The 14,107-nt window shown below is 63.7% G+C and carries 15 protein-coding genes; 14 read left to right on the forward strand and 1 reads right to left on the reverse strand.

What is annotated here, in order from left to right; all coding sequences use genetic code 11:
- From J1777_RS01800 to J1777_RS01840, 9 genes are all read left to right on the forward strand, one after another.
- Positions 1-1,257 (forward strand): SAM-dependent methyltransferase, encoded by a 1,257-nt coding sequence (locus J1777_RS01800; RefSeq protein WP_207574130.1) that lies wholly within the window; start codon positions 1-3, stop codon positions 1,255-1,257.
- Positions 1,258-1,311: 54 nt separating this feature from the next.
- Positions 1,312-2,973 (forward strand): methyl-accepting chemotaxis protein, encoded by a 1,662-nt coding sequence (locus J1777_RS01805; RefSeq protein WP_207574131.1) that lies wholly within the window; start codon positions 1,312-1,314, stop codon positions 2,971-2,973.
- Positions 2,974-3,014: 41 nt separating this feature from the next.
- Positions 3,015-3,329 (forward strand): chalcone isomerase family protein, encoded by a 315-nt coding sequence (locus tag J1777_RS01810; protein WP_423220530.1) that lies wholly within the window; start codon positions 3,015-3,017, stop codon positions 3,327-3,329.
- The gene (locus tag J1777_RS01815; protein WP_207574132.1) at positions 3,326-4,645 is read left to right on the forward strand and encodes an MFS transporter; all 1,320 of its coding nucleotides are present in this window, start codon (positions 3,326-3,328) and stop codon (positions 4,643-4,645) included. Before J1777_RS01810 ends, J1777_RS01815 begins: the two co-directional genes overlap by 4 nt.
- A complete protein-coding gene (locus J1777_RS01820; protein ID WP_207574133.1) occupies positions 4,642-5,178 on the forward strand; it encodes a DUF3833 domain-containing protein in 537 nt (178 codons plus the stop codon). Before J1777_RS01815 ends, J1777_RS01820 begins: the two co-directional genes overlap by 4 nt.
- 11 nt (positions 5,179-5,189) lie before the next feature.
- Positions 5,190-5,972: an SDR family NAD(P)-dependent oxidoreductase gene (locus tag J1777_RS01825; RefSeq protein WP_207574134.1), complete on the forward strand. Its 783-nt coding sequence runs from the start codon at positions 5,190-5,192 to the stop codon at positions 5,970-5,972.
- 3 nt (positions 5,973-5,975) lie between these two features.
- A complete protein-coding gene (locus J1777_RS01830) occupies positions 5,976-6,446 on the forward strand; it encodes a nuclear transport factor 2 family protein (protein WP_207574135.1) in 471 nt (156 codons plus the stop codon).
- Positions 6,440-7,129, forward strand: coding sequence for a glutathione S-transferase family protein (locus J1777_RS01835; protein ID WP_207574136.1), 690 nt, complete (start codon positions 6,440-6,442; stop codon positions 7,127-7,129). Before J1777_RS01830 ends, J1777_RS01835 begins: the two co-directional genes overlap by 7 nt.
- A 68-nt stretch (positions 7,130-7,197) precedes the next feature.
- Positions 7,198-7,965 (forward strand): EAL domain-containing protein, encoded by a 768-nt coding sequence (locus tag J1777_RS01840; RefSeq protein ID WP_207574137.1) that lies wholly within the window; start codon positions 7,198-7,200, stop codon positions 7,963-7,965.
- 23 nt (positions 7,966-7,988) lie between these two features.
- On the opposite strand, the gene J1777_RS01845 is transcribed toward J1777_RS01840, so the two are convergent.
- On the reverse strand, positions 7,989-9,272 hold the full coding sequence (locus tag J1777_RS01845; protein WP_341352925.1) for a sensor domain-containing diguanylate cyclase: 1,284 nt from the start codon (positions 9,270-9,272) through the stop codon (positions 7,989-7,991).
- 140 nt (positions 9,273-9,412) lie between these two features.
- Here J1777_RS01845 and J1777_RS01850 point away from each other — a divergent pair, with 140 nt between their 5' ends.
- The 5 genes from J1777_RS01850 to J1777_RS01870 all read left to right on the forward strand — a co-directional run bounded on the left by J1777_RS01850 (position 9,413) and on the right by J1777_RS01870 (position 14,023).
- Positions 9,413-10,444, forward strand: a complete 1,032-nt coding sequence (locus J1777_RS01850; protein ID WP_207574139.1) for a microcin C ABC transporter permease YejB — start codon at positions 9,413-9,415, stop codon at positions 10,442-10,444.
- On the forward strand, positions 10,428-11,504 hold the full coding sequence (locus tag J1777_RS01855) for an ABC transporter permease (protein ID WP_341352926.1): 1,077 nt from the start codon (positions 10,428-10,430) through the stop codon (positions 11,502-11,504). The genes J1777_RS01850 and J1777_RS01855 overlap by 17 nt, the downstream gene beginning before the upstream one ends.
- On the forward strand, positions 11,501-13,117 hold the full coding sequence (locus J1777_RS01860) for an ABC transporter ATP-binding protein (RefSeq protein WP_207574140.1): 1,617 nt from the start codon (positions 11,501-11,503) through the stop codon (positions 13,115-13,117). Before J1777_RS01855 ends, J1777_RS01860 begins: the two co-directional genes overlap by 4 nt.
- A 278-nt stretch (positions 13,118-13,395) precedes the next feature.
- Positions 13,396-13,557, forward strand: a complete 162-nt coding sequence (locus J1777_RS01865) for a hypothetical protein (RefSeq protein WP_207574141.1) — start codon at positions 13,396-13,398, stop codon at positions 13,555-13,557.
- An 88-nt stretch (positions 13,558-13,645) separates the two neighbouring features.
- Complete coding sequence (locus tag J1777_RS01870; protein ID WP_207574142.1) at positions 13,646-14,023, forward strand: thioredoxin domain-containing protein; 378 nt, start codon at positions 13,646-13,648, stop codon at positions 14,021-14,023.
- The last annotated feature ends 84 nt before the right edge of the window (positions 14,024-14,107 follow it).

The raw sequence follows: 14,107 nt of genomic DNA on the forward strand, positions 1-14,107 counted from the left end.
ATGAACACCACTACCGCCTCACCGTCCGCGCTTTCGCTGCCTGCCAACATGCCCGCTGCGGCACGCCAGGGCCTGCGCCTGTTGCAACGCCTGCAGCACGGCACGCTGCACCTGGAGCTGCCCGATGGCAATGTGTTGCAGCTGGGCAGTGGTCAGCACCCGCACGCCAGCATGTGTTTGCACAACTGGCAGGTGTTTGCTGCCGTGCTGCGCTCGGGCGACATTGGCCTGGCCGAAGGCTATATCGCCCAAGACTGGAGCACACCCCACCTGGCCGACCTGCTGCGCCTGCTGATGGCCAACCGCGACGCGCTCGAATCGCTCGTCTATGGCGGCTGGTGGGGGCGGCTGGCCTACCGCCTGCGCCACCTGCTCAACCGCAACACCCGCGCGGGCAGCCGCCGCAACATTCACGCCCACTATGACCTGGGCAACGATTTCTACCGGCTCTGGCTTGATCCGAGCATGAATTACTCCAGCGCCTGGTTCCAGGGCGACTTGCAAGGTGATCTGACCCAGGCCCAGCACGCCAAAGTGCGCCGCGCTTTGCACAGCGCCGGTGTGCAGCCTGGCCAGCGCGTGCTGGAAATTGGCTGTGGCTGGGGTGCGTTGGCCGAAATGGCAGCCGGTGAGTTTCAGGCCCAGGTGACGGGCGTGACGCTGTCCACCGAACAACTGGCCTGGGGCCAGCAGCGCATGCAGGCGGCCGGTGTGGCTCCCCAGGTGGATTTGCGCTTGCAGGACTACCGCGACATTCAAGATGCCCCGTTCGATGCCATTTGCTCGATTGAGATGGTCGAAGCCGTGGGCCAAGCCTATTGGCCCAGCTACTTTGGCAGCGTGGCGCGTTTGCTGAAACCAGGCGGGCGCGCGTGCATCCAGAGCATCGTGATTGACGACGCGCTGTTCGAGCGCTACGTGCAGGGCAGTGACTTTATTCAGCAGTACATCTTTCCGGGCGGCTGCCTGCCCAGCCCGGCACGTTTTCGTGCGGCTGCCCAAGCGGCAGGCCTGCGCGTGGTGGAGGAGTTTGCCTTTGGCCGCGACTACGCCGAAACCCTGCGCCGCTGGCACCAGCGCTTTGCCCAGCAGCGCAGCAAGGTACAGGCCCAGGGCTTTGATGCGCGCTTTCAGCGCACCTGGGAGTTCTATTTGGCCTATTGCGAAGCAGGGTTTGATGCGCGCAGTATTGACGTGGTGCAGTACACCTTGATCAAAGATGGAGAGCGCCCAGCATCCAGCGGCACATTGCTATAGATTTGAGTACTTTTCAGCCTGCTTTCGCCCAGCTTTTCTCCCTAGGAGTTCTCCATGTTTTTTTCTCGTATGACCGTCGCAGCCCGCCTGTATGCCGGGTTTGGTTTGATTTTGGCGCTGCTGATCGTGGTCACGGGGGTGGCTGTGGTCAAAGTCAACCGCATTGACCAAGCCCTGCGCGACAACAACAACATCCACGTGCAGGTGCAGCGCTACGCCATCAACTTCCGTGGTTCGGCGCATGACCGCTCGATTGCCGTGCGCGATGTGGTGCTCAGCCCCACGCCTGCCGAGCGCGACAAAGAAATCGCCACCATCGCGGCGCTGGCCGATTTTTACGCCCAGTCGGCCACGCCGCTGGAAAAACTGGTCAACCGTGTGGGTGCGCCGCCGGAGTTGGCACCGCTGTATGCCGGTATTCGCAGTGCCGAAGCCCAGGCCGTGGCCAGCACCCAGGCCATCATTGCCCAGGTGCAGGCCGGTGACGCGCAAGCTGCTCAGACGCTGTGGCAGCAGGCCAAGCCGCAGTACGTGCAGTGGCTGGCAGCCATCAACAAGCTCATCGACTTCAAAGAAGCGCGCATTCAAGGGGCCAACCATAGCGCTATGCAAGAAGCGGATAGCTTTTTGAGTGTGATGTTTACCGCCTTGGCGCTGGCGCTGGTGCTGAGCGCTGCCGTGGCCTGGAGCGTGGCGCGCAGCATTGTGCGCCAGTTGGGCGCCGAGCCCGTGGCGCTGGCCGAAGTGGCCAGCCAAGTGGCCCAGGGCGATTTGCAACCGGTGGCCGGTACCGCCCAGGCCGAGCCGGGCAGCGTGCTGGCCTCGCTGGGGGCCATGCAAGCCAGTTTGGCGAGCGTGGTGGGCCAGGTGCGCCAGGCATCGAACGCCGTCACCGTAGGCTCGGAAGAAATTGCCGGGGGCAACGTCGGTTTGCTGCAACGCACCGAAGAGCAGGCGGCCAATTTGCAAAACGCGTCCTCGTCGATGGAGCAAATGACCGCCTCGGTCAAGCACAACGCCGATTCGGCCCGCCAAGCCACCCAGGTGGCAACCCTGGCCAGCGAAGCCGCGCACAAAGGCGGTGCCGTGGTGGCCCAGGTGGTCAGCACCATGGGGGAAATTACGGCCAGCAGCCACAAGATGGCCGACATCATTGGCGTGATCGACTCGATTGCTTTCCAAACCAACATCCTGGCGCTCAACGCGGCCGTGGAAGCGGCACGCGCCGGTGAGCAAGGCCGTGGCTTTGCCGTGGTGGCCGGTGAAGTGCGTGCCCTGGCTGGGCGCAGTGCCGATGCGGCCCGGGAAATCAAGGGCCTGATTGACGGCAGCGTGGCCAAGGTAGAGCAGGGCGCACGCCTGGTGGAGGATGCCGGTGCCACCATGACCGACATCGTGCAGCAGGCCCAGCGCGTGGCCAGCTTGATTGCTGAAATCAGCACTGCCACGGCCGAGCAGACCGACGGCATTGCCCAGGTGGGCGAAGCGGTGGCGCACCTGGACCGCTCTACCCAGCAAAACGCGGCCTTGGTGGAGCAAAGTGCCGCCGCCGCGCAGACACTCAAGCAGCAGGCGGCGCAGCTGGCCCAAGTCGTGAGCGTGTTCCGCCTGGGCTTTGACGCCACAGCCAGCAGCAGTGCCCACAGCAGCCCACGGCGCAGCCATGCCCTGCCAGACCGTGCTGCAAGTGCTGCACCACGCTTGCCTGGGGTGTGAGTTGATGATCTTAAAATAATAGCTGCTTGCGCTTGCTGTATATGCCGTTCAGCCCATTTTTATGCTTAAAACCTTGGCTGCGTGCCGTCGCCGCCAGCGTGCCACCGACCCAGGCACAGCGTTGGCAGCAGCGCCTGACGGAGGTGATTCCCGATGTGCAGCCGGGCGACCGGCTCACGGGCCTGTACCAGCCGGGCCAGGGGATGCGCTTGTGGCATGGCAACCAGGAGCTGGCCGCGATTGACGACGCTGAACTGGCCCGCCTGTTTTTTGGCATTTGGCTCTCGCCACAGACCTCTGAGCCAGCCCTGCGCAGTGCCTTGCTGGCACGCAGCCTCGGAGCCACAGCACCATGACCCCCTTGGCCACCCCCGCACACACCGGGCCGCTGCCACGCTGGTGGTCGGGCCCGGCCTATGGCTTGCTGGGGTTGCCGTTGGCCTTTGTGGCCTTGCCGCTGTACGTGGTGCTGCCGCACCACTACGCCAGCACCTTGGGCTTGCCGCTGGCCAGCGTGGGGGCCTTGTTGATGCTGGTGCGCCTGCTTGACGCTGCGGCAGAACCCCTGCTGGGCCGCTGGAGCGACCACCTGTACCAGGGGCCGCTGCGTGGGGTGCTGTGGGTGGCGGGTGGCTCAGCCTTGGTGCAGTTGCTGGGCTTGGCCGGGCTGTTCTTTCCTGCGGTGCAGGGGCCGCAGGCGCTGGCCGCCTGGATGGTGGCGGGCCTGCTGCTGACCTGTTTGGCGCACAGCCAGTTGGTCATTGCCCACCAGGCCTGGGGCGTGCGCTTGGGTGGCGATGCCGTGCAGCGCGGCCATGTGGTGGCTTGGCGCGAAGGGCCGGGGCTGATCGGCGTGGTCACGGCCAGTGCGCTGTCGGTGGCCTGGGGGGCTGAGCCCATGCTGTGGGTGTTTGCCCTGGCGTTGTGGATGGGGTGGCTGGCACTGTGGTGGGCACCGCGCCCGGTGGCTGCGCTAGCGCAGGGTGTGCCAGCCCGCTTGCCCTGGTCGGCCATTTGGCAGCCGCTGCGCCAAATGGCGTTTCGCCGTTTGCTGGCGGTGTTTGTCTGCAACGGCATTGCCAGCGCTATTCCGGCCGCGTTGATGTTGTTTTTTGCCCAGGACCGTCTGCAGGCCACGCAAGAGCAGATTGCGCTGTTTTTGGTGCTGTACTTTGTCACTGGGGCGCTGTCTATGCCGGGCTGGCTGCGCGCGGTGCGCCGCTGGGGGCTGGAGCGTGCCTGGCTGGGCGGCATGGTGCTGGCCATCGCCTGCTTTGGCTGGACGGCGTTTTTAGACAGTGGGCAGATTGCCGCTTTTGCGCTGATTTGCGCGCTCTCGGGCATCGCCCTGGGGGCCGATTTGGCTTTGCCGGGGGCTTTGCTGGCCCGGCTGGTGGAGCGCCAAGGTGCCCAGGGCCGCAGCGAAGGTGCTTACCTGGGCTGGTGGAATTTGGCCACCAAACTGAACTTGGCCCTGGCTGCTGGGGCTGCGCTGCCGCTGTTGCAGTGGGGGGGCTACAGCCCCGGCACCCTTGATGCCCAGGGGCTGCAGCGCCTGGCCTGGGCCTACGCGCTGCTGCCCTGCGCCCTCAAGCTGCTGGCCGCAGCGTTGCTCTACCGCTTGCTGATTCACCCTTTTCCGCTGTTGCCTGACCCAGGAGTTTCCCCATGAACACCCGCCGCCATGCCTTGCTGACCTTGCTTGCGGGCACTGCCGTACTCACCGGCTGTGCCAACCCCCAAGTGACCGACTACGCCCAGGAGCGCCCGCTGCTGGAGCTGGACCGCTATTTCAATGGCCGCATCCTGGCGCATGGGGTGTTTCAAAAGCGCAATGGTGCAGTGGCCCGCCGCTTTACCGTGGTGATGGATTGCCATTGGGAGGGCAACCAAGGCGTGCTCGACGAGGCGTTTACCTATTCCGACGGTACTACCGAGCGGCGCATCTGGCGCCTGACCAAACATGCCGACGGGCGCTACACCGGGCGGGCCGACGATGTGGTGGGCGAGGCCCAGGGCCAGACCTCGGGCAATGCCTTTCGCTGGAACTACACCTTGCGCCTGCCGGTGGACGGCAAGGAGTACGAAGTGCAGTTCGATGATTGGATGTTCTTGGTCGATGACCGGGTGCTGCTCAACCGCGCCACCATGAGCAAGTTTGGCGTCACGCTGGGCGAGGTGCTGCTCTCGTTCACCAAGCAATAAGGAGTGGTGCCATGCCTCTGAACCCTGCTATCCCCAACTGGCGCGCCAAGCGTGTGTGGCTGGTGGGTGCCTCCAGCGGCATTGGCCGCGCCGTGGCCGCGCAATTGCATGCCCAGGGTGCCCAGGTGATTGTCTCGGCACGCCAGCAGGCGCTGCTGGATACGTTTGTGCAGCAGCACCCCGGCAGCCAGGCGCTGGTGCTGGATGTGACCGATGCCCAGGCGGTACAGCACGCAGCCGATCACCTGCAGGCCCAGGCGCCGCTCGATTTGGTGTGCTACTGCGCGGGCCACTACAGCCCCATGCGCGCCGACGCGCTGGCCCTGCCCGAGCTGCTGCGCCACCAGCAAGTGAACCTAACTGGTGCGCTGCACCTGTTGGCCGCTGTGGTACCGGGCCTGCGGGCCTCGGCCCAGGCCGGGCGCACGCCGCATTTGAGTCTGGTGGCCAGTGTGGCGGGCTGGCGCGGCCTGCCGCAGAGCCTGGCCTATGGCCCGACCAAGGCCGCGCTCATCAACCTGGCAGAAACCTTGTTTTTGGACTTGCGCCCGCAGGGGGTGGGGGTGAGTGTGGTGAACCCTGGCTTTGTCGATACCCCGCTGACGCGCCAAAACAATTTCGCCATGCCCGCCTTGCTCACCCCGGAGCAGGCGGCCCAGGCCATGCTGCGCGGCTGGGAGCGCGGCGACTTTGAGCTGCACTTTCCGCGCCGCTTCACCCTGTGGCTCAAGCTGCTGCGCGTGCTGCCGTACCGCTGGTACTTTCCTTTGGTACACCGCATGACGGGGCTGTAACGCATGACGCACTTGCCCGATGCCCAAGCCGCTGCCGCCCGGCTGGCCCAGCTCTACGAGCAGCTCACCCCCGCCCGGCTGGCGCAGCTGGATGACTACTATGCCCCCGAGGCGCGCTTCAAAGACCCGTTCAACGACGTGCAGGGCGTGCCCGCCATCCGCGCCATCTTTACCCACATGTTTGAAAGCCTGGAGCAGCCGCGCTTTGTCGTCACCCAGCACGTGGCGCAGGGGCAGCAGGCCTTTTTGCAGTGGGAGTTTCACTTTCGCATGAAGCGCTGGCGCGCGCAGGTGTCGCAGTGCATTCACGGCGGCACACTGGTACATTTCGATGCCCAAGGCCGTGTGACGCTGCACCGCGACTACTGGGACACCGCCGAAGAACTCTACGAAAAGCTGCCCGTGCTCGGGCGCTTGATGCGCTGGCTGCGCCAGGCCGGCTCCACCCCTTTACCTCCCTCACCACCATGCTGACCTTGCACCACCTTGAGACTTCGCGCTCGCATCGTATTTTGTGGCTCTTGGAAGAGCTGGGCGTGCCTTACGCACTGCGCCGCTACCAGCGCGACCTGGCCACACGGCTGGCCCCGCCCGAGCTAAAACACCTCCATCCGCTGGGCAAATCGCCCGTCATCACCGATGGGGAGCTGGTAGTGGCCGAGTCGGGTGCCATTTTGGAATACCTGGCCGAGTGCTACGGTGCGCAGGCCCCGGCGGAGCTGGCCCAGCTGGAGCCCGCACGCGGCACGCCCGCGCATCGCCAGTGCCGTTTCTGGATGCACTATGCCGAAGGCTCGTTGATGAACTGGCTGGTGATGCAGCTGGTGTTTGACTCCATCCCACGCCAGCCCATGCCCTTCTTCGTGCGCCCCATCGCCCGCACCCTGTGCGCCACGGTGCAGCGCAAGCTCATCGCCCCCAACGTGCAGACCGCCCTGGCCTTCATGGAGGCGCACCTGGCCCAGCACCGCTGGTTTGCGGGCGAGCACCTGAGCCTGGCCGACTTTCAAATGAGCTTTGCTGTCGAGGCCGCCCTGGCGCGTGGCAATACAGCCAGCGCCTGGCCCCATTTGCAGGCCTACCTGCAGCGCATACAGGCCCGCCCGGCGTACCAGCGGGCGCTGGAAAAAGGCGGGCCGGTGCTGATGGCACTGTGATGTTTTTCTTTGGTTGCAGGTCGGTGCTGGCACCCAGGTAGCCGCAGGGACTCAAGTAAAATGCGCCAATGGCCACCACATCCCGCACCTCCTCCATTCCCCCTTGCAAAGCCTGCCAGGATCGGCCACCGCTGACAATTGATTTCAGCATGGCGTTTCAGCCCATCATTGATGTGCGCAGCCGCGAGGTGTTTGCCTATGAGGCGCTGGTGCGGGGGCTGGATGGCAGTGGCGCGGCCCACATCCTGGGCCAGGTGAACGAGGACAACCGTTACCAGTTCGACCAGGCTTGCCGCGTCAAAGCCGTGCGCCTGGCGGCCCAGCTGGGCATGGACTGCCACGTCAGCATCAACTTTTTGCCCAATGCGGTGTACGAACCCGCCGCCTGCATTCGCACCACCCTCGAGGCGGCGCAGCAGTACCAATTTCCGACCGACCACCTGATTTTTGAAATCACCGAAAACGAGCGTGTGGTGGACAAAGACCACCTTAAGCGCATCTTGCAAGAGTACCGGCGCCGCGGCTTTAAAACCGCCATCGACGACTTTGGTGCGGGTTACGCGGGCCTGAACCTGCTGGCAGAATTTCAACCCGACATCATCAAGCTCGACATGGAGCTGGTGCGCCACATTGACAGCAACCCGGTGCGCCACGCCATCGTGCAGGGCATTTTGGGCGTGTGCAAGGCGCTGTCGATCGAGGTGATTGCCGAAGGCGTGGAAACGCTGGCCGAATACCGCACGCTGCGTGCGTTGGGTATTCACTACTTTCAGGGCTATTTGTTTGCCAAGCCCGCGTTTGAGCAACTGCCCGCCATCCACTGGCCTGAAGACTGAAGCCGCACGCGCTGGCGGTCGCGCTACGGCGCGACGGCCACTTGGTTGCGGCCGCTGGTTTTGGCGCGGTACAGCGCCTGGTCGGTGCGCCGCAGCAGCGTGGAGCTGTATTCGCCCGGCTGCCATGCGCCCACGCCCAAAGATAGCGTGATGCTGCCCACCACGGCATCCTGTTCCTGCGCCATGGCGGCACGGATGCGCTCGGCCAGTTCTTGGGCGGCCTCTAATCTGCAACCGGGCAGCACAATCAAAAACTCTTCGCCCCCCCAGCGGATCAGCGCATCGCCGCTGCGCACCTTGCGGCTGAGCAGCGTGGCGCAGCGCTGCAGCACCCGGTCGCCCTCTTCGTGGCCAAAGCGGTCGTTGATGGACTTGAAATTGTCAATGTCGGCCAGGATCAGCGCGTAGCCCTGGCCCTCCAGTTGCGCCGCCCGCTGGCAGCGCTCTAGCTGCTGCTCGCCAGCGCGGCGGTTGAGCAGGCCGGTCAGTGCATCGTGGTGGGCCTGCTCGCGCAGCTCTTGGGTGCGCGCTATCAGCTCAGTCACGTCTTTGGTCACGCTGACATAGTGCTGGGTAGTACCCGCCTCGTCCCTGAGCGGGGTAATGGTCTGCGCCGCGTGGTAGATGCTGCCGTCTTTGCGCCGATTGGCAAAAGTGGTCTGGCAGCTGTCGCCGCGTGCCAAGGCATCGCGCAGTTGGCTGTAGAAAGCGGGGGGGTGTTCGCCCGATTGCAAAAATTTGGGCGTACGTCCCAGTACCTCGTCGCTGCGGTAGCCCGTCAGGTCTTCAAAGGCTTGATTAACAAACAAAATCTGCGCTTGTGCGTTGGCAATTACCACCGCATCCTGCGTGGCGTTCAGTGCCCGCGCCAGCAAGGCCTGGCGCTGCTCGGCACGCACCCGCTTGGTGATGTCTTGCTGCACCGAGACGTAGGCCTGCACCTGGCCCTGGGCATCGCGCACGGGGGAAATGTTCCACTCCACCAGGTAGCTGCTGCCATCCTTGCGGTAGTTCACCGTAGAGCCCTGAAAAAACGTCCCGCTGCGCAGGCATTCGCGCAGGCGCTGCAGCACTTGAGGGTCGGTTTTGGGGCCTTGCAGCAGGCGTGGCGAGCGCCCCAGCAGCTCTTGCTCGGTGTACCCCGTCATGCGGCAAAACGCCGGGTTGCAGTAAGTGATGCACGGCCCTTCACCATCCAGCGCGGCATTGGTGATGACCACGGCATTGAAAGCCTGCGCCACGGCCGTGTGCAGCAACTGCGCCAGGTCGGGGCAAGCGGGGGTGGAAGGGGCTGGCAAAGAGGTCACAAGGGTGGGTGCTTCACAAGACGGGGCGATCGCGTGGGGCTGCAAGCATACCAAGCTTGGCCCGATTCGCCTTGCTGGCCCGGTTTTCCTAGGCGCGGCACTGCCTTGGTGTGCATGCGCCTCCGCCATAATCCCCCACCATGCTGGCCTACATACTCAAACGCATTTTGCTGATGCTGCCCACGTTGCTGGGGGTGCTGCTGCTGACCTTTGTGGTGATTCAATTCGTCCCCGGCGGCCCGGTTGAGCAGTACCTGGCCGAGGCCAAGGCCGGCGCGGGCGGTGGTGGTGGGGAAGGTGGGGGGCTGGCCTACCGTGGGGCCCAGGGCGTGGATGCCCAGCGCTTGGCCGAAATCAAAGCGCTGTACGGCTTTGACAAACCAGCGCACGAGCGTTTTGTGCAGATGCTGGGGCAGTTTGCCCGCTTTGACTTGGGGCGCAGCTTTTTTCAGAACAAAGATGTCTGGCAGCTCATCCAAGAAAAGCTACCCGTCTCGGCCAGCCTGGGGTTGTGGACCTTTTTTATCAGCTACCTGGTGGCGGTGCCCCTGGGCATTGCCAAGGCCGTGCGGGCTGGTTCGCGCTTTGATCTGCTCACCACGCTGGTGATTTTGGTGGGCTATGCCATTCCGGGGTTTGTTTTGGGGCTGGCGCTGCTGGTGGTGTTTGGCGGGCAGTTGCAGTGGTTCCCGCTGCGCGGGCTTACCTCCAGCCATTGGGCCGATTTATCGCTCATGGGCAAGGTGGTGGATTACCTGTGGCACATCACCTTGCCCGTGCTGGCCATGGTGGCGGGCAGCTTTGCCGTCACTGCCATGCTGACCAAAAACGCTTTTTTGGAAGAAATCCGCAAGCAGTACGTGCTCACCGCCCGGGCCAAGGGCTTGAGCGAGCGCCAAGTGCTCTACCGCCACGTGTTTCGCAATGCGCTGCTGCCCATCGTCACCGGCTTTCCGGCGGCCTTTATCGGCGCTTTTTTTACCGGATCATTGTTGATTGAAACGCTGTTTTCTCTCGATGGCCTGGGCCTGCTCAGCTATGAAAGTGTTATCCGCCGCGACTACCCGGTGGTGCTGGGCACGCTGTACCTGTTCACCTTAATCGGGCTGGTGACCAAGCTGATTTCTGACCTGTGTTACGTCTGGGTGGATCCTCGTGTCAAATTCGACTGAAACGCTTACCCCACAAGCGCTAGCAGCTACTGAAATAGGAGTTTCTCCTGCCCGCCGTGCCTGGCGGCGCTTTGCTGACAATCGGCTGGGGCGCTGGAGTTTGTGGCTCTTTCTGGCCCTGGTGCTGCTCAGTCTGGGCGCGGAACTGATCAGCAATGACCGTCCGCTGCTGGTGCGCTACCAAGGCCAGCTCTATACCCCGCTGTGGCAGGACTACCCAGAAACCACCTTTGGCGGTGATTTTGAAACGCCGACCGATTACCTCGACCCGTTTATCCAGCAGCAACTGCAGCAAAACGGCAATTGGGCGCTGTTTGCCCCCAACCGCTACGGCGCGGACACCATCAACTACTTTGCCACCCAGCCCAACCCCGCGCCGCCGTCCCGCGCCAATTGGCTGGGCACCGACGAGCGCGGGCGCGACATGCTGGCGCAGCTGCTCTACGGCTTTCGCGTCAGTGCCTGGTTTGCCCTGGCGCTGACGGCCGTTGGTGTGGTGCTGGGGGTGTTGGCCGGGGCCGTGCAGGGTTTTTTTGGTGGCAAGACCGACTTGGCCTTCCAGCGCTTGATTGAAATCTGGGGCTCCATGCCCGAGCTGTATTTGCTCATTATTTTTAGCGCCGTGCTCGCGCCCAGCATTGGATTGCTGCTGGTGCTGCTGTCGCTGTTTGGCTGGATGGGCTTGTCGGACTACGTGCGCGCCGAGTTTTTGCGCAACCGTCAGCTCGATTACGTCAAAGCCGCACGCGCGCTGGGTGTGTCCAACGGCGCCATCATCTGGCGCCACATCCTGCCCAACAGCCTCACACCCGTGGTCACGTTTTTACCGTTTCGCATGAGCGCCGCCATTTTGGCGCTGACCTCGCTGGACTTCCTCGGCCTGGGCGTGCCCCCCGGCACCCCCAGCCTGGGCGAGCTGCTGGCCCAGGGCAAGAACAACGTCGATGCCTGGTGGATTTCGCTCTCCACCTTTGGCGTGCTGGTGCTCACACTGCTGCTGCTGACCTTCATGGGCGATGCCCTGCGCGATGCGCTTGATCCCAGAAAGGCGCAGGCATGAGCGTAGCCTCCACTCCCTTGATGCCGTTGCTGCAGGTGCAAGACCTGCACGTTGCGTTTGGTGGCAAGCCCGTGGTGCAAGGCGTGAGTTTTGCTCTGCACGCGGGCGAGAAACTGGCCCTGGTGGGCGAGTCTGGCTCGGGCAAGTCGGTCACGGCGCTCAGCCTGCTGCGCTTGCTCGATGGGGCTCAAATTGGCGGTTCAGCCTTGCTGGATGGGCGTAATCTGCTCACCTTATCGGAGCATGCATTGCGCAGTGTGCGTGGCAGCGATGTGGCCATGATCTTTCAAGAGCCGATGACCGCGCTCAACCCCTTGATGCGCATTGGCCAGCAGATTGCCGAGGTGCTGCAACTCAAGCAAGGGCTGGCGGTGAAAGCCGCCTGGGCGCAGGCCATTGAGCTGCTGGCGGCCACCGGCATCGCGCAGCCGGCGCAGCGCGCGCAGGCCTGGCCGCACCAGCTCTCGGGTGGGCAACGCCAGCGCGCCATGCTGGCCATGGCGCTGGCCAGCCGCCCCAAGCTGCTGCTGGCCGATGAGCCGACCACGGCGCTGGATGTGGCGCTGCGCACGCAGATGCTGGAGCTGCTCAGCGATTTGCAGCGCCAAACCGGCATGGCGGTGCTGCTCATTACGCACGACTTGCACCTGGTGCGCCGCTTTGCCGACCGCGTGGCGGTGATGCAGCACGGCCACATCGTTGAGCAGGCCCACACCGCGCATTTGTTTGCCAACCCGCAGCACCCCTACACGCGCCAGTTGCTCGACAGCACGCCGCAGCGCCATGTGCATCCGGTGCCAGACGATGCGCCCGTGCACATTGCCGCCGAGCAGCTGCGCGTGGCCTATCCCACCCCTTTGCCGGGGCTGCGCGGCTGGTTCAAAAAGGGCGAGTTTGTGGCCGTGCAGGGTGCCAATTTCCAGCTGTGCCAAGGGCAAACGCTGGCCGTGGTGGGTGAATCGGGCTCGGGCAAATCCACGCTGGCCCAGGCGGTGCTGGGCCTGCTGCCCAGCCAAGGGACGCTGGCCGTGGATGGCCAAGCGTGGCAGCAACCGGCGACGCGCAACACCCCCGCCAACCAAGCGTTGCGCCGCTGTGTGCAGGTGGTATTCCAAGACCCGTTCTCGGCGCTGTCGCCACGCCTGACGGTGGAAGAGATTGTGGGCGAGGGCCTGCGCGTGCATGCGCCGCAGCTCGATGCCAGCGCACGGCGCCACCGGGTGGTGCAGGCGCTGGCCGAGGTGGGGCTGCACAGCCACCAATTCCCCGGCCTGCTGCAGCGCTACCCGCATGCGTTTTCAGGCGGCCAGCGCCAGCGCCTGGCGATTGCGCGGGCCTTGATCTTGCAGCCGCAGGTGTTGGTGCTCGATGAGCCGACCAGCGCCCTGGATGCCCGCATTCAAAAACAGGTGCTGGCGCTGCTGCAGCAATTGCAGCATGAGCGGGGGCTGGCGTATTTGCTCATCACCCACGACATGGAAGTGGTGCGCGCCATGGCGCACCAGGTGCTGGTGATGAAAGATGGCGCGGTGGTCGAGTCCGGCAGCGTCGATGCCGTGCTCGATGCGCCCCAGCACCCGTACACCCAGGCCTTGGTGCAAGCCATGTTGTAAATTTTTTAATAGCTGTTTGCGCTTGATTTAAATAGATTAAGTAAGCTTTTATCCTGTTAATCTAATAAATACAAGCGGTGCATGCTCACTTAATTGATTTATTGCCGCACTGCACAGCGCCGCAATGCATGCTGAACGCGGCACAAAGCGCGGGCATAGCGCAGCGTCTGGTGGACAAAGGTGGGGAATTTTCGGCGGCTTGGCTGTCAATGGCGCTTGAGTATGAAAGAATGCAGGGTTTTTTCAACTCACCCCCTCTTTCCTTTGGAGAAATTGTCATGGGCAATAAGATCGTTACTGAAGCTGATCGCAAGCGCACCCCCCGTCCCGTTCCCCCCAATGGCTACGCTGTGCCCACCGGTGGCCGTGGCCAGCGCGTGAGCCTGGAGCGTGGTGTGCACACCCGCTTCAAGAAGAATCCGGGCAAACGCCACGGCTAAGCATCGGCAGCGCCAGCTGCTGCCAGCAGTTCGCTGCGAGCAAGCCCCGTGCGCAAGTTCGGGGCTTTTTATTTATGAGGATGAGGGTGTGCAGGCAACCGCAGAAACAACAACTTGGTATGTCGTGTGTTTGTGTGCGCAGTGGTGCAGCACGTGCCGGGCCTATGCGCCAGATTTTTTAGCCCAAGCGGGGCTGGAGCAGGTCGGCCCGGCAGAGCGCTACCTGTGGGTGGATGTTGAGGCGCACGACGATTTGCTGGGCGACTGGGATATTGAAACCTTCCCCACGCTGCTCATTGCCCAGGGGGATCAGCCCGTTTTTATGGGTGTGTTGCCACCGCAGATCGCCGTGCTTGCGCGGCTGGTGCAGTCCTACAAAAACGAGGGTGCCGCCCCTGTCGGGGTGAATGCAGCGGTGGCCGCCCTGTGGCAGCAGTTGCGGCCCCGTTTGGCGGACGCAAAATAGCACGGCGTTGCAGGCGAATTAGCCCAGTGTGGCGTTGCAGATCAATGGTTTGCAAGCTATAATCTTCGCTTCACGACCAAACGG

The organism is Comamonas denitrificans (genome assembly GCF_017368815.1).
GTDB lineage: Bacteria > Pseudomonadota > Gammaproteobacteria > Burkholderiales > Burkholderiaceae_C > Comamonas > Comamonas denitrificans.

What these genes read in the sequence shown, in the direction of transcription:
- J1777_RS01800 (WP_207574130.1), top strand. Translation starts at nt 1, where the DNA reads ATGAACACCACTACCGCCTCACCGTCCGCGCTTTCGCTGCCTGCCAAC.
- J1777_RS01805 (WP_207574131.1), top strand. Translation starts at nt 1,312, where the DNA reads ATGTTTTTTTCTCGTATGACCGTCGCAGCCCGCCTGTATGCCGGGTTT.
- J1777_RS01810 (WP_423220530.1), top strand. Translation starts at nt 3,015, where the DNA reads ATGCCGTTCAGCCCATTTTTATGCTTAAAACCTTGGCTGCGTGCCGTC.
- J1777_RS01815 (WP_207574132.1), top strand. Translation starts at nt 3,326, where the DNA reads ATGACCCCCTTGGCCACCCCCGCACACACCGGGCCGCTGCCACGCTGG.
- J1777_RS01820 (WP_207574133.1), top strand. Translation starts at nt 4,642, where the DNA reads ATGAACACCCGCCGCCATGCCTTGCTGACCTTGCTTGCGGGCACTGCC.
- J1777_RS01825 (WP_207574134.1), top strand. Translation starts at nt 5,190, where the DNA reads ATGCCTCTGAACCCTGCTATCCCCAACTGGCGCGCCAAGCGTGTGTGG.
- J1777_RS01830 (WP_207574135.1), top strand. Translation starts at nt 5,976, where the DNA reads ATGACGCACTTGCCCGATGCCCAAGCCGCTGCCGCCCGGCTGGCCCAG.
- J1777_RS01835 (WP_207574136.1), top strand. Translation starts at nt 6,440, where the DNA reads ATGCTGACCTTGCACCACCTTGAGACTTCGCGCTCGCATCGTATTTTG.
- J1777_RS01840 (WP_207574137.1), top strand. Translation starts at nt 7,198, where the DNA reads ATGGCCACCACATCCCGCACCTCCTCCATTCCCCCTTGCAAAGCCTGC.
- J1777_RS01850 (WP_207574139.1), top strand. Translation starts at nt 9,413, where the DNA reads ATGCTGGCCTACATACTCAAACGCATTTTGCTGATGCTGCCCACGTTG.
- J1777_RS01860 (WP_207574140.1), top strand. Translation starts at nt 11,501, where the DNA reads ATGAGCGTAGCCTCCACTCCCTTGATGCCGTTGCTGCAGGTGCAAGAC.
- J1777_RS01865 (WP_207574141.1), top strand. Translation starts at nt 13,396, where the DNA reads ATGGGCAATAAGATCGTTACTGAAGCTGATCGCAAGCGCACCCCCCGT.